Genomic DNA, 18838 nt, shown 5'->3' with positions numbered 1-18838 from the left:
GAAAGCGATGCGTTTGGCAATCTGTACTTTGAGTATGATAGTTGCCTGCACTGCACTCGCTGATGACATTGCATTATCTGGCGGAGAAGTTAGCTTGGATATCATGAATGAATCAAGAGGTGGACAAAATGTTGAACTCGACTTGGTTTATGCAGAATCAGATATCAATGGTATTTCGTCAGATAATGTCGCGTCAAACACCGTGAGTGGTAACAATATACTATCAAGTGGAGCGTTCGCAGACAGTTCGGGTATATCCAACGTAATTCAGAACAGCGGAAACAACGTTTTAATCCAGAACTCTACCGTCGTTAACCTGACACTCAAGTAAACAATATGAAAGTATTAAATAACTTAATTTGGCTGATGCTCGTTTATTCAGCATCAGCCATTTCATTAGAACTGCTACCTTACCGAGCACATTACTCTGTTCCTGTTAAAAGCTACAAAGAAATAGTGTTCGGTGATGTTTTTCGCCAACAGTATGACTTCAGCTGTGGCTCTGCCGCCCTGGCTTCTCTTCTCACTTTTCATTATGCAACAGAGTCATCTGAACAAGATATCTTCAAAAGCATGTTTGAAAAAGGTGATAAAGAAAAAATCAAAGAGAAAGGTTTTTCTTTGTTGGATATGAAGTTTTACTTGGATTCCATAGGGTTACGTTCTGACGGCTTTCAAGTAGGATTGGAGAAAATTAAAGAAGTCGGCGTCCCTGGGATTACTCTCGTTAATTTCGATGGGTATATGCATTTTGTTGTCATCAGAGGTATAAACAATCACTCAGTTATTCTAGGAGACCCTTCTAGAGGAACCATGATAATGAAACTGGATGAGTTTGAAAAATATTACCAAGGAATTGTGTTACTGGTCCGTAACGAAGCGGAAATGGGAAGGTCTAGCTTTATAACCAATGATAATTTCACCGTATATCAAAGATCACCATTAAAAACAGGAGTGTCTAGAGATTCCTTAGGGGTATTTAGCATTACTCTCCCAGTTTCCGGTGAAAATTAATATAACATTGTTTTAAATAACTTTAAGAACTAAACAACCTGAAAGGCCTGCATTATGAACTACAATAAATTTTTGTTAGTGCTTTGTATGCTAATACCTCATTTTAATGTGAATGCTAAAGATGTTGGCCTGCAAGAACTTACTCCTCTTTCAAATTTATCTTTAGAAGAATATCGAGGTGGCTTCCAAATTACGGACGAGTATATTATTAATATTGGATTAAGCATTACTACGACTATAAATGGCGATGATATTTTGAACACAAACATTGCCAACTTAGTAATTGAAAATGGTAATTTAAAAAACATTAGCGCAAATAGTGAAAATCAAAGTGGAGATATTTTCAACCAGGGTATTGTTAACATCATACAATTTGGTGAAGGAAATATTATTGGAGATGATTCTATAGATTCACCCAAAATGCCTTCGTCTCAAAATCCTAATATAATAAGTTCAGACTTTATAAATTCAAGTATTATCAATATTATTCAAAACACGAAAGATAACAGTATTATTGGACTTAGCACGCTCGTAGACATTGATGCTCAAGTAAATGGGGTAATACGGGAAATCAAAGCAAACCAACAATTAGAAGACGCCTTATTGAACCACCTTCAATGAGCATTTCCATTTTTATCTGAAAAATTGTCACGTTAAGCTTCTTTGATATTAGAAACGACTGATATCTATGATTACATACCAAAAGAAAGGTAGATATATCAATAGGCCACCATCATTTTAAGAATATATACCTACTTTATCCAATATAATCCAATCAATTTATAATGCGAACACTAGGCGCTAACGATAAATTAGGCCCAAGACTCAAGGGCCTAATATCCATTTTACAAATTAAAAGGTACTCGTACTGTTAATTGAAAGTCGGGAGTATCTTCTGTAAGACCAGCTTGAGCACTAACATTGATAGATGAGCGTTCACTAAAGGCATAGTTTATACCAAAAGTTAATGCATCTAATTGAAGCAACTTAGCATCATCTGCCGATCTGCCATTTACTTTGCTTTTTAAAATAGTTTTATGGCTAAGTCCTAAAGAGAATGAAAGATCAGGATTCACCGCAAACCCCATTCCTCCTGAAAGAGAAATAGTGTCTCCAAGTTCAACATCAGCTTTTGTGTCGCCAACTGTAACAGTATCCTCTAAGTTATAAATATAACTTAGACTAGCGAACAAGACCGCAGGATCAACAGGGTGAATAAGAGATAAATTAGGCTCAAAACTCCAAAAACCCGAACCTGTAGGGACATCACTAAATGAGTTGCTTCCATCTTCAATAGAAACATCATAAGGCGATCGTCCTGTATCCGACTTTACTCTAAGGCCACCTACCCAGTATGGCGCAGACTCAAAGTTAAACTGGTGCCTCAATGCGAACTCTACATCACCAAGCCCTCCGCCATCCACCGTTGTGTTTACTACTTCACTGTTTGAACCATCTTGAATGGGGCGCGTAGAAACTTGGTCATTACGATACACATACGGCACTCTAACTTCTAACTCTGTGGCGTTTGTTAAACCGTACCGAGCAGTTAATCCAACGGTTACTGTAGTCCTATCCGAATCACTCACTTCAATTCGCCCAACAATCAGAGTTGGTAAGACTGTATACCCAACAACAGATACTTTGTTTGAAGAGTTTTGTGTATAGCTTAAAGACGAATCAAATGACCATTTACCTTTAGGTGTGAGAACGCCTGGGCGCTCAATAACATCACCAACCGTTTGGGCGCGCTGAGGAATATCATCTCCTTCAGCACCATATGCATTCCCCGCAATGAATAAACTACAAAGATAGGTACCCAGTAAAGTCTTCCGTAACATCACATCTTTCCTTTTGCTGATGATCGTACCCAAGTAATCTCAGGCAATAGCTTGAGGTGAAGCTCCTAACTTTCCAAAGTAAGATTAGTATAGCTACTTCAAAACCACGACATACCTTTAAGTTTGGCGCTTTGAAGAAATTAGGAGACATTTATATTTATCTTCAACACTAAGCCACTAGTTAATAAATAATTAGGATAGATTCTATGTTTTCGCAATATTATTAATAAAATAAATTGCTTACCTGTGCTCTTAGTATGAAGTCGATATGACATAACAGCTGAAAAGCCTGTTCTCTTTTGCGTAGCATCAATCACATTGCTTTTTTAGATCGAGTCGCTCCGACTTCAACCATAACTAACGCTATCTTCCCCACATATTTCATCAAAATGCATTCCCGTGTCGCGATTTAACATGCTAAAGTTAACAATGCGTTAACAATTATAAATACAATGAGAAGACATGGAGTCACTTAAAATGAATCAGCCGAATCTAAATAGCGCTGCTGGTTGCGCTCTCCCACCACCAAATGAAATGATCCTCAAATGGGCTCAAGAGCGTCCAAATGAGGTCTACCTAAAACAAATTATTAACCGACAATTTGTTGAGTACACATTCTCTGATGTTGCAGATCAAGCCTTAAAACTTGTCAGCGCACTACGCTCGCTTGGTGTAAAGCCTGGCGACAAAGTCGCGTTAGTATCTAAAAACTGTGCAGAATGGTTTATTTGCGATCTTGCTATGATGCTTGGTGACTATGTCAGTGTGCCAATCTTTCCTACCGCCGGTGCAGACACCATCGAATACTGTGTGACTCATAGTGAAAGTAAAGCGATCATTGGCGGAAAACTCGATGATCCCAAAGCAACTCAGCAAGTCATTGATGCTATGCCTGAACTCATTAGCATCGCTCTACCTTATGACACGGCACCTAAGTGTAAGCACGAATACCAAGCGATCATTGCTGATGCAGTGCCAAGTGAAGAGCGTCCGCAGCATTACGATGACAAGCTAATGTCGTTGGTGTATACCTCAGGCACATCAGGGTTACCGAAAGGCGCGATGCTAACTTACGGCGCATTCAGTTGGTCTGTTCAGCAACTGATCAATCATATTGGTATCCAAGAAAACGACCGACTGTTCTCTTATTTACCGCTCGCTCATATTACAGAGCGTGTTTATATCTTCGGTTCATCGATTATGGGTGGCGTGCCAACAGCATTTCCAGAATCACTGGACACTTTTATCGAAGATGTGAAGATGCACCGACCAACTCTGTTTATCTCCGTCCCACGATTATGGACGCTATTCCAGCAACGTATTCAAGACAAACTTCCACAAAAGAAGCTCAATATTCTGTTGAAAATCCCATTCGTCAATTCTTTGATCAAGAAAAAGCTAGCAGATGGTCTAGGTTTAGATCAGGCTCGAGTATTAGGCTGTGGCTCCGCACCTGTATCGCCAGCGCTGTTGGAATGGTACCACTCAGTGGGCCTTGATATCACAGAGGCTTGGGGGATGACGGAATCATTTGCCTACAGCACGCTCAACTACCCATTTAGAGCTGACAAAATTGGTAGTGTCGGTAATGCAGGGCCAGGCATTGAGTTAAAAATCGCAGCCGATGATGAAATCATGGTGCGTGGCAAAGGGCTATTTTCTGGCTACTACAAAAATGATATTGCCACCCAAGAGTCTTTTGATTCAGAGGGCTGGCTACACACAGGCGATATCGGCGCTATCGACTCAGATGGTTATCTAACGATTCAAGGCCGTAAAAAAGATAACTTCAAAACCGCCAAAGGTAAATTTGTCTCTCCGGTTCCTATCGAGAAAAAGCTTTTCGAGTACAGTCGCGTAGAGATGATGTGTCTCATCGGTTTAGGGCTACCCGCTCCGATTCTTTTGGTTGTGCCACATGACTTCCCTAACTTTGATCGAGAGCGATACGCACGTACCACACGTAAAGTTATTGCCAGGATGAATCAAGAACTCGCCTCTCATGAGCAAATCAAAGGTGTGTTAATGATTAAAGAACCTTGGAGTATAGAAAATGGCGTACTGACGCCAACGCTTAAAATTAAACGTCATGTGCTCGAACAAAAGTATCATGAGATAGGCCACAATTGGCCAAAAGATGAATTGGTCGTGTGGGAAGAAGACTTGTAATTTTGCTTGCACTCCTCAACACCATTGGGGAGTGCAACTTAACTTTGAGCTTGAATCAAACTCATAAACTACTCTCTCCAGAATGGCTTACTCACTTCACAACTAATCTCCCTTTCACCTAATCCAATATCGTCCCAAAGGTGCTTTGGTAACTCTCTCAAGTGACGACGTGTCTTATAGTTCCTTCTCCAAGCCGCCAGTTTAGAATAAATTAACTGTAACCCGCTCTGATGGGCAGTAGGTATAGTACGCTCACAAGTGTGTGTCATGTTTTCCATTTCAAAGATTCCTATACAATGTTGACCACTTAATAATCAGCGACTACGCTGATATCCTCAAACGATAGAATCTGCCATAGAGTTAAGGAAAACTAATGTGAAAGATCGAATGCCTCCCTTACAGGGCTTGTATTACTTTTTCGTTGCAGCAAAGGAAGGAAGCTTTAAAACGGCAGCAAAAGAACTGTTTGTTACGCCAGCGGCCATTAGTCAGCAAATTCGTCATTTAGAAGAGTTCTTAGGCACGGACCTATTTGTTCGTCAGCACAGAAAAATCGTGCTCACACCAGAGGGAGAGCTACTGTTTAGTCAGGCAGAAAGAGGGTTTGCTCATTTGCAGCAAGGGGTAAGATTAGTCAATCAAGATCCAAACCCGAACCACCTTTCGATATCAACACTCCCCTCTTTCGCTCATCATTGGTTAGTCCCGAAAATTACGGCTTTTCGCCAGCGTCACCCTGATATCGCCTTGCTATTAGAACCAACCAATGATTTGGTGTCTTTTCAAGATAGCCAGATAGATTTATGTGTTCGTTACGGTTTAGGAAAATATCCCAATTTAGAATCACAATGGCTGATGGACGAAGCTTTTTATCCTGCTTGTCATCCGGTGTATCAGAAAGAGCACGGGATCTATAACATCGAGGATTTAAGCAAAGCTGAGCTGATTGAAGATGTTTGGCCTGATCTTGATTGGAATATGTGGTTAGCAACCTTGGGTCACTGCGCAGCAAAGCCTACCTTAAAATACAGTGGATCACATCTCGTGCTTGAGGCTGCACTATCACTTCAAGGCGTGGCATTAGTAAAACACAGTTTAGCTCATCAATATTTTCGTTCTGGCAAATTGGTCCGAATTGGAGATATCGCCATCAAGCCCAATTTTGCGTATTACTTGTGCGCGCCAAAAGGCTACTTAAAAAGACCTAAAGCTCAATTGTTTGCGCAATGGTTGAAGGAAGAAATAGAAATATTTGAAAAGTCAGTGGTGCCAGACTTTAGGACCATTGACCTAAAAGGCAACAGCACTAGAACGGCATCATAACAATCGTCAAAACAAACGCTAAATAGGAATAAAACAAAAGCGCTCTGCGTATAAGACTGCTAGATACAAAAAGCCCCGCACTAAGCGGGGCTTTCAAGTTATAGAGTTAACTTAAGAATTACTTCTTAGCGTTACGCTCTTTAACGTCAGCAATTACTTGCTCTGCAACGTTTGTTGGACATGGTGCGTAGTGTGAGAACTCCATAGAGAACTGACCACGACCAGAAGTCATAGTACGTAGAGTACCGATGTAACCAAACATTTCTGATAGAGGTACATCACCCTTGATACGTACGCCTGTAGACGCTGCTTGTTGGTCTTTGATCATACCACGACGACGGTTAAGGTCACCGATTACGTCACCAACGTGATCTTCTGGAGTGAACACGTCAACTTTCATGATTGGCTCAAGAAGTTGCGCGCCGGCTTTAGGCATAGACTGACGGAATGCACCTTTCGCTGCGATTTCGTAAGCGATAGCTGAAGAGTCAACTGCGTGGAAACCACCGTCGAATAGTTCAACTTCAACGTCTAGAGTAGGGAAGCCAGCTAGAACACCGTGCTCCATCATTGACGCAAAGCCTTTCTCAACTGCAGGCCAGAATTCTTTAGGTACGTTACCACCAACAACTGTTGATTTGAACGTGAAGCCAGAGTTTGGCTCACCTGGTTTGATGCGGTAGTCGATCTTACCGAACTGACCAGAACCACCAGACTGTTTCTTGTGCGTGTAGCTATCTTCGATTGCTTGAGTGATAGTTTCACGGTAAGCAACCTGTGGAGCACCAACTTCTAGCTCAACGCCGTAAGTACGCTTAAGGATATCTACCTTGATGTCTAGGTGAAGTTCACCCATACCTTTCAGGATAGTTTCGCCTGAATCTTCATCAGTCTCAACTTGGAATGATGGATCTTCTGCAACCATTTTACCGATCGCGATACCCATCTTCTCAGAACCGCCTTTATCTTTAGGCTTAACTGCGATAGAGATTACTGGATCTGGGAAGATCATTGGCTCAAGAGTACATTCGTGCTTAGGATCACATAGAGTGTGACCAGTTTGAACGTTCTTCATACCAACTACAGCGATGATGTCACCAGCTTGTGCTGAATCGATCTCGTTACGCTCGTCCGCGTGCATCTCAACCATACGGCCGATACGCTCTGTTTTACCAGTTGCAGAGTTAAGGATTGTATCACCTTTCTTCATCTTACCAGAGTAGATGCGGATAAAGGTTAGAGCACCGAAGCGGTCATCCATAATCTTAAATGCAAGAGCACGTAGTGGCTCGTCTGCAGATACAGTCGCAACTTCACCAGTTGGCTCACCAGTCTCTGAATCAGTTAGAGGCTGTGGATCAACTTCTGTTGGAGATGGTAGGTAATCAATTACCGCGTCAAGAATAAGTTGGATACCTTTGTTCTTGTACGCTGAACCACAGTAAGTTGGGAAGAATGCTAGATCACGAGTACCTTTACGGATACAACGTTTGATGTCTTCTAGAGATGGCTCTTCGCCTTCTTCTAGGTAAGCCATCATTAGATCTTCGTCTTGCTCTAGAGCAGTTTCGATTAGCATTTCACGGTATTCAGCAGCTTTCTCTACCATGTCTGCTGGAATATCTTGAACTTCGTAGTTCTCTGGTTGGCCAGACTCATCCCATACGTAAGCTTGTTGGCTTAGTACGTCTACAACACCTACGAAATCTTCTTCGATACCGATAGGTAGAGTCATAACTAGAGGTGTAGCACCTAGTACGTTCTGTACTTGATCTACAACTTTGTAGAAATCTGCGCCCATACGGTCTAGTTTGTTAACGAAGATCAGACGTGATACGTGTGATTCGTCAGCGTAACGCCAGTTAGTTTCTGACTGAGGCTCAACACCACCAGAACCACAGAATACACCGATACCACCGTCAAGTACTTTTAGAGAACGGTAAACTTCGATAGTGAAGTCAACGTGTCCAGGAGTATCGATGATGTTTAGACGGTGATCGTTCCAGAAACAAGTTGTTGCTGCAGACTGGATTGTGATACCACGCTCAGCTTCCTGCTCCATGAAGTCAGTAGTAGTTGAACCGTCGTGAGTGTCACCGATCTTATGGATCTTACCAGTTAGCTTTAGGATACGCTCTGTAGAGGTAGTTTTACCCGCGTCTACGTGAGCAAAAATACCAATGTTTCTGTATTTTGATAAATCAGTCATTGTCTTACTCTGTTAATAAGGTATAAAGTGCGCGCAGAGTATATCACATTCTGTCAATACTGATACCCTTGCGTGCGGATGGAAGAAAAAAAATTTTAACGTGAAATTTCCGTCCCCAAAGCATAGTCAAACACAGCAATTTATGTACTTTATTCGCATTTTATTGAGGACGGATAGAACAGTTTGTGATTGCACAAATACCATTCTTATGAGCATTACAGCTCGTCAAAAGCCTCTATCGCTTCCGACAATTTCTTAACGCCGTGAATTTGCATGCCAGGGATGCCACCTTTCGGCATGTTGGCTGCTGGCACGATGGCTTTCTTGAAACCATGTTTGAACGCTTCATTCAAACGCTCTTGCCCACTTGGCACTGGACGGATTTCGCCCGCAAGCCCTACCTCACCAAAAATCACCACATCTTTAGGGAGTGGACGGTCACGAAAACTCGATAAAAGCGCCATAACTAAAGCAAGATCAGCGCTCGTCTCCGTCACCTTAACACCGCCAACCACATTAACAAAGACATCTTGGTCTGCCATTTGTAAGCCACCATGCTTATGCAACACAGCGAGCAAAAGTGATAGGCGGTTCTGCTCCAAGCCGACCGCAACACGACGAGGGTTGGCTAACTGCGAGTAATCCACCAGCGCTTGAATCTCTACTAGTAGAGGGCGCGTGCCTTCCCAAACCACCATGACTGAAGAGCCTGATGTTTCTTCTTCACCACGAGAAAGGAAGATCGCTGATGGGTTACTCACTTCCTTCAATCCTTGGCCTGTCATTGCAAATACACCAAGCTCATTCACAGCACCAAAACGGTTTTTATGACTACGCAAAGTGCGGAATCGGCTATCCGTTCCACCATCGAGTAGTACCGAACAGTCGATAATGTGTTCAAGAACTTTGGGGCCCGCAAGGGTACCATCTTTTGTTACGTGACCAACAATAAATACCGCAACATTATTCTGTTTTGCGTATCGTGTCAGAGCCGTCGCAGATTCACGTACCTGAGCAACACTGCCAGGCGACGATTGAACATCAGAAACGTGCATCACCTGAATCGAGTCTATTACCATTATACGAGGCTGCTCTTTTTCGGCGATTTGGCAAATTTTGTCGACGTTCGTTTCCGATAGCATTTTTAAATGATCTTTCGGCAAGCCCAATCGGGAAGCACGCATTGCCACCTGCTGTAACGACTCTTCACCGGTTACGTAAAGCGTTGGCATTTGCGCAGATAAACTACACATGGTTTGCAACAGAAGGGTTGATTTACCTGCACCAGGGTTACCACCAATCAAAATTGCGGCACCTGGCACAACACCACCACCCAAGACGCGGTCAAGCTCTTTAAACCCACTGGTGAAGCGAGGTACTTCTTGCAGATCAATTTCGGATAGCGTTTGAACCGTAGCTTCTGTTGCGGAACCAGCGTAGCCGCTTAAGCGTTCATTGCGAGCAACGGTTGGCGATGCAGCGATACGTACTTCTGTTATCGTATTCCATGCACCACATGCGTTACACTGCCCCTGCCAACGGGGAAAGTCCGCGCCACAATCATTACAAACATACGCTCGTTTTGCTTTCGCCATGATGCCTCAATTTTTTCTACAAATGTGACTAAGCACAGCCAAGTCAGACCTGAACTGAAATGAACTATTGATATACTTAAGTATTACTTCGCTTAGCCGATACAATTTAAAGTAACGACATACTCTAACAGAAATAATGCAGCAATCTGAAATTCTCTCGCTCGCAGAACGACTCATTCCCGTTTACGGTACGAATGACTTTGACTTTGTCCTTGGCCAACTGACCGAGGAAGAGCCGCCTTCGGCCAAAATTTTGGTTAAAATGGAACTTAACCGCTTAATGGCTCCATGCAAAAAAAGTATTGATTTGCGAGGTCGCGTTCAAGGCGAATGTCGCGAGTATATTTTGGATGGTATTCCACATTGGTTGGATGATGTTGCTTTCAACGCTTACCATAAAAACATCAAAAAGTTTGGCTGCTACACGGAAGGAATGTGGGAAGCATTGGTCAACACGCGAAATAACTTTCGCGTAATGAGCAAGCGCCTTACTCAGCAAAAAACGCAATCGTTAACGGATCCTAAAAGCCCGTTCTTAGCAGAACCCGTTCACCTAGGCTACGATTTAAAGCGCCAAGAAAAACGCTTGAAAGTCCAATCTCAAGTTGAAATTTGCCGTTCTAAAGGACAGCTTCTTCATGGATTAAGCATTGATTTATCTAGCTCTGGCGCAAAGTTCAAAGTCCCTAGCGCATTTAAATATAACCTTGGGGAAATTATTCAGGTCACGTTTACTGAATTTGCCAGCAAATCTAACGTTGCAGGTATAGAGAAACCGCTTGCATACCGCATACTCGCGGTTGATGACTGTTACGAAAATGATTCAGTTCGATACCTCAGAACCATACGCTTAACTGACACCAATGTCGTCACCCGAGTGATAGATGAAGCGCTCAACAGTGCTGCTAAAAGGGCTCGTCACGACAATCAAGACAAGATTATTCGAGCTCGAACTCGCGGTTATGAGCATATCGCACTAAAGCACACCAGCAGCTTGCCTCTATTCTTTGATGGTAGTGACCTAAAATTAGCAATGTTAACGCCAAACAATCAAAAGCTTTGGCAATACTGGCACGATGAGAGAAACCAGCAAATGTTTGGTTCCTTATTCAACGAGCAACGCATCGCGTCACTCATTAAGCCTGGTGTTAAAGGAACAACCAATGTCCTTTATTCATTTACTCACGAGCACGAGAATCGAACCTATTTCTATTCGATGTTTCGCCCAGAAGCAACTCGCGAACAGCGCCAGCTATTTTGGCATTTAGGTGGCAAACGAGAGAGTTGGCGCGCCTTTAGAATTTCAATCTTTGAACTATCTGAGCAAGAACAGGAAGACCTAGCAGCTTTCTCTCCAGAGTTAGCAGAAACGTCTCAATCACTGACTCATATTGGTATTTTGCAAGAAATTGCTGACGAAAAGTCAGGGCAGGATTACCTGCTAACTGAAAAGCCGCGCTTACCCGCTAATACGTTAAACGCGTTTCGCCATCCGAGAAGAGTTATCGGCAATCCAAAGGGCATTTACTTTGATGCAAAGTCTCGTCGAAAAGAGCCTCGTTATCGTTTTAAAACACCTTTAGAGTTGTACTCAGGACAAACTAAAACAGGCGGCTGTACTGTTGACCTTTCTAAACGAGGACTCGGAATTAGGCTAAGTGAGCCCACGATGTTACGTTCTGGGCAAGAGGTAAGAATCAACTTTCGAGAATTACAACTCTACGATAAAAAATTGCCGTTAATGTCAGTGCCATATCGAGTAATTCGTGTAAGCCCAGATGGTTGTAGCGTGCAGCTAGTTATTGATGAAAGCAGCCAAACCATGAAGGTAATCGCTTTTTTCAACAGCATTATCGAGCACAATCAAGACAAGCTAATCCCGCAAAAAGAGACGCTACCAAGTAATGCTCTACTTGAAAGGCTGCACTGCATGTTGCTCTCGCGTACGCTGAGCACGCCCATTTTTATCAGTAAGAGTACGTCATCTTCAATAAAAACCCCCGTTATCGGGGTGAACTTGCCGCTACCTAAACACATTGAGCTTTTTGCCCGTCTTGGGCATGATCAACTGTTGTCACTTGAACCTATCTTTAAAGGCCGGACAAGCACATTAATCGCAGAGCCAATAAAACGTGTAGAAGGTGCTCAAGCCAGACATCAGGATATCTACATAAGCGCCGCAAAAGTAGGCAATAAAATTACAGGCATTGAGTCAAAGCTTCATCAAGAGTTCAACAGCGTAAAAGAGCGGATTCAATTTATAAAGAAAGCGCGAATGATGGGTGACTTTTACGTGATTCGCCTTTCTACTGCGCCAATTTTCGATCCGATGACATCATTACTGCAACAAGATTTAAGTGACTTAACCCAATTTGGTGTACATCAAGCAAGCAAGTTAGAAAAAGAGTTGACGGCGCTCGTTGGTTACAGTGAATTTGAAGACATTACTGAAGAGGTAGTAATTAGATTGGAGTTAACCGAGTAAATTCAAAGTCATACCAAATTGAAAAAAAACACCGCCTTTCTGGCGGTGTTTTTGAATGGATGGTTAAGGTTTAGCTTTCCAGCTGACCTTTTGCTGCTTCACCAATGCGCCAGATAAAATACAGAGCACACCGCCCAACCCTGCAAAGCGAATCGCTGATTGCGCTTGAGCTTCCACTTTTGGTTTTGCGTGATACGCAATCCCTAATCCTGCCACCGACATCATCACAAGATCATTAGCGCCATCACCGACAGCAACCGTGTTGTGCTGCTCAATTTCATATTCATCCGCCAGTTCCACTAGAATGTCAGACTTCATCTGCGCCGTTACCACATCACCAAGTACGTTACCCGTGAGTTTGCCGTCAATAATTTCTAATTGATTGGAGCGAGCAAAATCTAAGTCGACTTTATCTTTGATGTAATCAGAGAAGTAAGTAAAACCACCGGAAGCAATCGCTGTTTTCCAGCCCAAGGCTTTCAACGTCGCAATTAGCGCTTCAAAGTCCGGCATGAATGGTAACTGGGAACGAACTTGTTCAAGAATTGATTCATCGGCACCTTTGAGCTTACCAACTCGCTGACGTAAACTTTGCTCAAAATCCAGCTCACCTTGCATGGCACGTTCAGTGACTTCAGCGACCTCATCCCCTACTCCTGCCAGTTTCGCGATTTCATCAATACACTCTATCTGGATCGCCGTTGAATCCATATCAAATACAATCAACCCTTGGGTTGATAGATCGGGCACTTCATTAAGCGAGGCGTAATCTAGGTTGAGACTTTGTAAGATCGTTTCATGTTGAGGAGTCAACTCTCCGGCCATCAGGGCTACTTCATATTGGCCAACTTTCCACGTTTCTAGTATTGGGTTGTAAAAGCCGGTGAAGAAATCAATGTCTTCGAAGTGACTTGGCGAAAGGTACTCAGCAAATACGATCCAGTTTGCTTTTGCTTTATCTAATTGGGAGGCAAATCGAGTCTCGGGTAATCGTTTTAAAAGTGTCGTATGTTTTCTGATAGGCAAGCTTTTTGACGCGTCCATGTATATAATCCCTTATGACTTTGCTAAAACGTTACCTCAACAAACTAAAAAGGCAAGTCTTTGTTTTATTTTAAATGGATGAGTAAAGAGCATGAGTGAATCTTTGTTCTCAGTAAGGAATGCCCTAAGAATTCTGGCACTAATCCTACTGTGTGTGATGTTGTTTATCACAATAAAAAACAGTGTTGTGATCAGTAAGGGTAATGAGAAAATTCAAGCACAACAGCTTGAAACGCTCACCAAAGTTTTGATTTCACAGGCGTCTCTTTCTGCCAGTGAGATGATTTTAACTAAAGATCAAGAACGATTACTTCAGCTAACAAACCAGCTAGCACAAGACCGTTTAGTGTTTGATGCAACAATCTACGATGCACAGGGTGTACGTTTAGCGTCTAGTGAAGAGGCATTATCGGTACGCGAAGTTCTTGGCCTGGATACGCCTTTGGCAACAGCTTCCATTGGTCGCCAGCAGTTGGTTGAACCAGTTTTTGCAGATGGTGCGCTTATCGGTTTTGTTCGCGTGACCTTTGAGACGGGCCGGGTGACGGCTATTTCTGACCACCACTATCGCAAGAGCGATCGTTATATGTACATGATGGTCTTAATGAGCTTTGTCTGTGGTATGTTGTTCATCTTGATTTTACGTCGACAACCGATACGTCGTAAAAAAGCGCCAAACCTGCTGCTAACCAAGTAACTAGGTAGCGCTAACAACTCATATAAAAACAGCCCGCAATGTGTGGGCTGTTTTTTTAGCTCTTGAGAGCGAAAAATAGAATGACTCTTCGTCGCTTACTCTTCGTCACCAAGCAATACTGAATCTAGTGCGATTAGCATCATGTCGTTGAATGTCGTTTGACGCTCGTCAGATGTAGTCTGTTCGCCAGTCTTGATATGATCAGAAACCGTACAGATTGTCAGAGCTTTTGCACCGTATTCTGCCGCAACACCGTAAATACCAGCCGCTTCCATTTCAACACCAACAATGCCGTACTTGTCCATTACATCGAACATTTCTGGATCTGGCGTGTAGAAAAGCTCTGCTGAGAATAGGTTACCAACTTTAACGTCAATACCGCGAGCTTTTGCAGCGTCTTCTGCCGCACGAACCATGTTGTAGTCTGCGATTGCCGCGAAGTCATGACCTTTAAAGCGGATACGGTTCACTTTAGAGTCAGTACATGCACCCATGCCGATCACAACATCACGCACTTTGATGTCTTCATTCACTGCGCCACAGCTGCCAACACGGATGATTTTCTTCACGCCGAAGTCTTTGATTAGTTCAGTCGCGTAAATCGAGCATGATGGGATACCCATACCGTGGCCCATTACCGATATCTTACGGCCTTTGTATGTACCTGTGTAACCAAACATATTACGAACGTCACACACTTGAACGACATCTTCAAGGAAAGTCTCTGCGATGTATTTTGCACGTAGTGGATCACCAGGCATCAGTACGACGTCTGCAAATGCACCCATTTCAGCATTGATATGTGGAGTTGCCATTTTCTTTTCCTTAACCTTTCTCTAGCGCTCCGCGCTTAAGGCGATATAAGCCAGAGTATTCTCATTTCCGACAAGCAGCATTTACATACTGCAAACATAAAACTAGGAGCTATCAAGCTCCTAGTTTTCAAAAACCTAACTAATTATAGGAAGTTCTTACCGTAATCCATTGGAGAAGTACCGAAGTAACTTGCCAATGTTTGACCGATATCTGCGAATGTTTCGCGGCGGCCAAGAGAACCAGCTGGTACTTTTTGACCATAAACCAATACTGGGATGTGCTCACGAGTATGGTCAGTACCTGGCCATGTTGGGTCACAGCCGTGGTCTGCCGTTAGGATAAGCACATCGTCTTCTTCCATAATCTCTAGCACTTCGTTGATACGATCATCGAAGTACTCAAGTGCCGCTGCGTAACCCGCTACGTCACGACGGTGACCGTAAGCTGAGTCGAAGTCTACAAAGTTAGTGAATACGATCGTGTTGTCGCCCGCTTCTTTGATTTGCTCTAGCGTTGCTTCGAACAATGCAGGGATACCTGTCGCTTTCACTTTCTTAGTGATGCCGCAGTTTGCGTAGATATCAGCAATCTTACCAATAGAAACCACGTTGCCTTGCTTCTCATCAACGAGCTTCTGAAGAACCGTTGCTGATGGTGGCTCTACAGAAAGATCACGACGATTACCTGTACGCTCAAATTGACCTTTACCAGCACCAACGAATGGGCGCGCGATAACACGACCAATGTTGTAATCTTCTAGCTCTTCACGTGCGATTTGGCAAAGCTCTAGTAGACGGTCTAGACCGAAAGTCTCTTCGTGACATGCGATTTGGAATACAGAGTCAGCAGACGTGTAGAAGATTGGTTTGCCAGTCTTCATGTGCTCTTCACCAAGATCGTCAAGAACTTGAGTACCAGACGCGTGACAGTTACCTAGGAAACCGTCAAGCCCCGCACGCTCAAGAATGCGGTCAGTCAATTCTTTCGGGAAGCTGTTTGCTTTGTCAGTGAAGTAACCCCAGTCAAACAGAACAGGAACACCTGCGATTTCCCAGTGACCAGACGGCGTGTCTTTACCTGAAGAAAGCTCTGCTGCATGACCGTATGCACCAATGATTTCAGCGTCTGTGTCTAGTCCAGGTGCGAAGCGACCTGTCGATTCTTTATGCGCCATTGCCAAACCAAGTTTCGATAGATTTGGAAGGCGAAGTGCACCTTGGCGATTGTCGTTATCTGCTAAGCCTTTTTCACATTGGTCAGCGATGTGACCTAGTGTGTCTGAACCTACATCACCAAATTCTTTAGCGTCGGCAGTTGCACCGATACCGAATGAGTCTAGTACTAAAATAAATGCTCTTTTCATTGCTCGTTCCTTAGGCCCACTCGGCTTTTTATTATGGTTGAGTAGGCCTTGTGTAATTACTTGTTCTATTAGATATCTTCTGCACGAATTTGGCGGTAAACCTCTGGAGTTGGTGTGTATTCACCACCTACTTTGATTGCACTGCGCAGTGCTTTTGCCGCTTCTTCCCATTGCTCTTCAGTGCGAGCGTGGATGACCGCAAGAGGTTTATCACTGTCTGCGACCTCACCTAGGCGGATGAACTCGTCGAAACCAACTGCGTAGTCGATTTCATCAGTAGCGACTCGACGACCACCATCCATAGCAACCACAGCCATGCCGATAGCACGTGTATCCATTGCAGAGACAATGCCCGTTTCTGTTGCGTAAACTGGCTTGATGATTTCTGCTTTTTCTAAGTAGTTGTCGTAGTTTTCTACGAAGTCCGCAGGGCCGCCTAAGCCAGCAACCATCTTGCCGAAGCACTCAGCTGCTTTGCCGTTATCCAGCACTTCCATCAGTTTTGCGCGTGCGTCTTCTGTGTTCTCAGCAAGCTTGCCAAGTACTAACATTTCAGCACATGAAGCCATGGTCACTTCAAGTAGACGAGGGTTACGGTATTCACCTGTTAAGAAACGAACCGCTTCACGAACTTCTACCGCGTTACCCGCTGAAGACGCCAATACTTGATTCATGTCCGTAAGAATTGCCGTAGTCTTAGTGCCAGCACCGTTTGCTACCGCAACGATTGATTTTGCTAGCTCTTCAGACGCTTCGTAAGTTGGCATAAATGCACCTGAACCCACTTTTACGTCCATCACTAGCGATTCCAGACCCGCCGCCAGTTTCTTAGAAAGGATCGACGCCGTAATCAGGGAGATATTGTCTACCGTTGCGGTAATATCACGAGTCGCGTAAACACGCTTATCCGCAGGAGCAAGGTCACCAGTTTGACCGATGATCGCCACACCAGCGTCTTTGGTTACTTGACCAAAAACATCGTTGCTCGGCGTAATGTTGTAACCAGGGATAGATTCAAGTTTATCCAGCGTACCGCCTGTATGACCAAGACCGCGGCCAGAGATCATAGGTACGAAACCGCCACACGCTGCCACCATTGGGCCAAGCATTAAAGAAGTTACGTCACCCACACCACCGGTTGAGTGTTTGTCGACAATTGGACCACCGAAATTCATGTGGCTCCAGTCGATAACCATGCCCGAATCACGCATTGCACACGTTAAGGCGATGCGCTCATCCATGGTCATTTCATTAAAGAAAATCGTCATAGCAAACGCCGCAATCTGACCTTCAGATACCGTGTTGTTCGCTACGCCTTGAATAAAGAAGTTGATTTCATCGGCGGTTAGGACTTCGCCGTCACGTTTTTTACGAATGATTTCTTGTGGTAAATACATTAGTGCCTCCCAAGCTCTTTTGAGCCATGGTTGTAGTAGGATAGAAGAGGTTTGGTAGCACCCGTTTAGGTGCTACCGTTCAGACGTATTATTGGAATTAGTACGCTGTTGGATCAGCGACGTCGTCCGATACTTCTAATGTATTTAGTAGGTTGGTTAGCAGGCTAGACGCACCAAAACGGTAGTGACGAGCATCAACCCAGTTGTCACCTAGGATTTCGTCAGCCATTGCTAGGTATGCAGCTGCGTCTTCAGCAGTGCGCACACCACCTGCTGGTTTGAAACCAACAGTTTCTGCAACACCCATGTCGCGAATAACTTCAAGCATCATGCGAGCGTATTCTGGTGTTGCGTTTACTGGCACTTTACCAGTTGAAGTTTTAATGAAGTCAGCACCTGCTTCAATACAGATTTGAGATGCTTTCTTGATTAGTGCTTCTTCTTTTAGTTCACCTGTTTCGATGATCACTTTAAGAAGAATGTCACCACAAGCTTCTTTACATTGCTTAACTAGTTCGAAGCCTACTTTCTCATCACCCGCCATTAGCGCGCGGTAAGGAAAAACTACGTCAACTTCGTCTGCACCGTAAGCAACCGCCGCTTTTGTTTCAGCAACTGCGATTTCAATGTCGTCGTTACCATGTGGGAAGTTCGTTACTGTTGCAATACGAACCTCTGGCGTACCTTGCTCACGAAGTGTCTTCTTAGCAATAGGAATAAAGCGAGGGTAAATACAAATTGCAGCTGTGTTGCCTACTGCTGTTTTCGCGTCATGACATAGTGAGATCACTTTTGCATCAGTGTCATCGTCATTCAACGTAGTTAGGTCCATAAGTTTAAGTGCACGTAGCGCTGCTGCTTTTAAATCGCTCATTTCTATCTCCG

General features: G+C 43.7%; 16 protein-coding genes. 7 read left to right on the top strand and 9 right to left on the bottom strand.

Annotated elements, in window-relative coordinates:
- Positions 1-7 precede the first annotated feature (7 nt).
- From R7M72_RS10390 to R7M72_RS10380, 3 genes are read left to right on the top strand one after another with little or no spacing between them, the layout of a single operon-like run.
- Positions 8-331 (top strand): hypothetical protein, encoded by a 324-nt coding sequence (locus R7M72_RS10390; protein ID WP_005380167.1) that lies wholly within the window; start codon positions 8-10, stop codon positions 329-331.
- 5 nt (positions 332-336) lie between these two features.
- Positions 337-1014 carry a C39 family peptidase gene (locus tag R7M72_RS10385; protein ID WP_005380165.1) on the top strand — a complete coding sequence of 226 codons (678 nt, stop codon included), beginning with the start codon at positions 337-339 and terminating at the stop codon, positions 1012-1014.
- Between the two features lie 54 nt (positions 1015-1068).
- Positions 1069-1635 carry a hypothetical protein gene (locus R7M72_RS10380; protein ID WP_005380163.1) on the top strand — a complete coding sequence of 189 codons (567 nt, stop codon included), beginning with the start codon at positions 1069-1071 and terminating at the stop codon, positions 1633-1635.
- Positions 1636-1859: 224 nt separating this feature from the next.
- Here R7M72_RS10380 and R7M72_RS10375 read toward each other — a convergent pair whose 3' ends face one another.
- Entirely contained in the window at positions 1860-2855 is a 996-nt protein-coding gene (locus tag R7M72_RS10375; RefSeq protein WP_005380160.1) for a transporter, read from the bottom strand.
- Between the two features lie 477 nt (positions 2856-3332).
- On the opposite strand from R7M72_RS10375, the gene R7M72_RS10370 reads away from it, so the two are divergent.
- Positions 3333-5024, top strand: coding sequence for an AMP-binding protein (locus R7M72_RS10370; RefSeq protein WP_237306643.1), 1692 nt, complete (start codon positions 3333-3335; stop codon positions 5022-5024).
- A 68-nt stretch (positions 5025-5092) separates the two neighbouring features.
- On the opposite strand, the gene R7M72_RS10365 is transcribed toward R7M72_RS10370, so the two are convergent.
- On the bottom strand, positions 5093-5293 hold the full coding sequence (locus R7M72_RS10365; protein ID WP_224721253.1) for a DUF1127 domain-containing protein: 201 nt from the start codon (positions 5291-5293) through the stop codon (positions 5093-5095).
- A gap of 106 nt (positions 5294-5399) precedes the next feature.
- Between R7M72_RS10365 and R7M72_RS10360 the strand changes: the two genes are divergently transcribed.
- Positions 5400-6347 (top strand): LysR substrate-binding domain-containing protein, encoded by a 948-nt coding sequence (locus R7M72_RS10360; RefSeq protein ID WP_130545035.1) that lies wholly within the window; start codon positions 5400-5402, stop codon positions 6345-6347.
- A 118-nt stretch (positions 6348-6465) separates the two neighbouring features.
- Here the strand turns inward: R7M72_RS10360 and fusA are convergent, their stop codons facing one another.
- Together fusA and radA are read right to left on the bottom strand one after the other, a co-directional pair.
- Positions 6466-8556, bottom strand: coding sequence for an elongation factor G (gene fusA, locus R7M72_RS10355; protein WP_005386444.1), 2091 nt, complete (start codon positions 8554-8556; stop codon positions 6466-6468).
- A 215-nt stretch (positions 8557-8771) separates the two neighbouring features.
- A complete protein-coding gene (gene radA / locus R7M72_RS10350) occupies positions 8772-10151 on the bottom strand; it encodes a DNA repair protein RadA (RefSeq protein ID WP_005386443.1) in 1380 nt (459 codons plus the stop codon).
- A gap of 136 nt (positions 10152-10287) precedes the next feature.
- Between radA and R7M72_RS10345 the strand changes: the two genes are divergently transcribed.
- A complete protein-coding gene (locus R7M72_RS10345) occupies positions 10288-12636 on the top strand; it encodes a PilZ domain-containing protein (RefSeq protein WP_005380143.1) in 2349 nt (782 codons plus the stop codon).
- Positions 12637-12699: 63 nt separating this feature from the next.
- On the opposite strand, the gene serB is transcribed toward R7M72_RS10345, so the two are convergent.
- Entirely contained in the window at positions 12700-13680 is a 981-nt protein-coding gene (gene serB / locus R7M72_RS10340; RefSeq protein ID WP_005386439.1) for a phosphoserine phosphatase, read from the bottom strand.
- 91 nt (positions 13681-13771) lie between these two features.
- On the opposite strand from serB, the gene R7M72_RS10335 reads away from it, so the two are divergent.
- Positions 13772-14377, top strand: a complete 606-nt coding sequence (locus tag R7M72_RS10335; RefSeq protein WP_005391677.1) for a YtjB family periplasmic protein — start codon at positions 13772-13774, stop codon at positions 14375-14377.
- Between the two features lie 95 nt (positions 14378-14472).
- Here R7M72_RS10335 and deoD read toward each other — a convergent pair whose 3' ends face one another.
- From deoD to deoC, 4 genes are all read right to left on the bottom strand, one after another.
- Positions 14473-15192: a purine-nucleoside phosphorylase gene (gene deoD, locus R7M72_RS10330; RefSeq protein ID WP_005380140.1), complete on the bottom strand. Its 720-nt coding sequence runs from the start codon at positions 15190-15192 to the stop codon at positions 14473-14475.
- Positions 15193-15335: 143 nt separating this feature from the next.
- Complete coding sequence (locus R7M72_RS10325; RefSeq protein WP_205461138.1) at positions 15336-16556, bottom strand: phosphopentomutase; 1221 nt, start codon at positions 16554-16556, stop codon at positions 15336-15338.
- Positions 16557-16624: 68 nt separating this feature from the next.
- Positions 16625-17953, bottom strand: a complete 1329-nt coding sequence (deoA, locus tag R7M72_RS10320) for a thymidine phosphorylase (protein ID WP_318056161.1) — start codon at positions 17951-17953, stop codon at positions 16625-16627.
- A gap of 97 nt (positions 17954-18050) precedes the next feature.
- Positions 18051-18827 (bottom strand): deoxyribose-phosphate aldolase, encoded by a 777-nt coding sequence (gene deoC / locus R7M72_RS10315; protein ID WP_005380133.1) that lies wholly within the window; start codon positions 18825-18827, stop codon positions 18051-18053.
- Positions 18828-18838: the final 11 nt, after the last annotated feature.

The sequence above is a fragment of the Vibrio sp. YT-18 genome (assembly GCF_033337345.1).
Lineage (GTDB): Bacteria > Pseudomonadota > Gammaproteobacteria > Enterobacterales > Vibrionaceae > Vibrio > Vibrio alginolyticus.
This window is presented reverse-complemented; position numbering and strand designations above follow the sequence as displayed.

What these genes read in the sequence shown, in the direction of transcription:
- deoA (WP_318056161.1), bottom strand. Translation starts at nt 17,953, where the DNA reads ATGTATTTACCACAAGAAATCATTCGTAAAAAACGTGACGGCGAAGTC.
- fusA (WP_005386444.1), bottom strand. Translation starts at nt 8,556, where the DNA reads ATGACTGATTTATCAAAATACAGAAACATTGGTATTTTTGCTCACGTA.
- R7M72_RS10370 (WP_237306643.1), top strand. Translation starts at nt 3,333, where the DNA reads ATGAATCAGCCGAATCTAAATAGCGCTGCTGGTTGCGCTCTCCCACCA.
- R7M72_RS10380 (WP_005380163.1), top strand. Translation starts at nt 1,069, where the DNA reads ATGAACTACAATAAATTTTTGTTAGTGCTTTGTATGCTAATACCTCAT.
- deoC (WP_005380133.1), bottom strand. Translation starts at nt 18,827, where the DNA reads ATGAGCGATTTAAAAGCAGCAGCGCTACGTGCACTTAAACTTATGGAC.
- R7M72_RS10325 (WP_205461138.1), bottom strand. Translation starts at nt 16,556, where the DNA reads ATGAAAAGAGCATTTATTTTAGTACTAGACTCATTCGGTATCGGTGCA.
- serB (WP_005386439.1), bottom strand. Translation starts at nt 13,680, where the DNA reads ATGGACGCGTCAAAAAGCTTGCCTATCAGAAAACATACGACACTTTTA.
- R7M72_RS10345 (WP_005380143.1), top strand. Translation starts at nt 10,288, where the DNA reads ATGCAGCAATCTGAAATTCTCTCGCTCGCAGAACGACTCATTCCCGTT.
- deoD (WP_005380140.1), bottom strand. Translation starts at nt 15,192, where the DNA reads ATGGCAACTCCACATATCAATGCTGAAATGGGTGCATTTGCAGACGTC.
- R7M72_RS10375 (WP_005380160.1), bottom strand. Translation starts at nt 2,855, where the DNA reads ATGTTACGGAAGACTTTACTGGGTACCTATCTTTGTAGTTTATTCATT.
- radA (WP_005386443.1), bottom strand. Translation starts at nt 10,151, where the DNA reads ATGGCGAAAGCAAAACGAGCGTATGTTTGTAATGATTGTGGCGCGGAC.
- R7M72_RS10390 (WP_005380167.1), top strand. Translation starts at nt 8, where the DNA reads ATGCGTTTGGCAATCTGTACTTTGAGTATGATAGTTGCCTGCACTGCA.
- R7M72_RS10385 (WP_005380165.1), top strand. Translation starts at nt 337, where the DNA reads ATGAAAGTATTAAATAACTTAATTTGGCTGATGCTCGTTTATTCAGCA.
- R7M72_RS10365 (WP_224721253.1), bottom strand. Translation starts at nt 5,293, where the DNA reads ATGACACACACTTGTGAGCGTACTATACCTACTGCCCATCAGAGCGGG.
- R7M72_RS10335 (WP_005391677.1), top strand. Translation starts at nt 13,772, where the DNA reads ATGAGTGAATCTTTGTTCTCAGTAAGGAATGCCCTAAGAATTCTGGCA.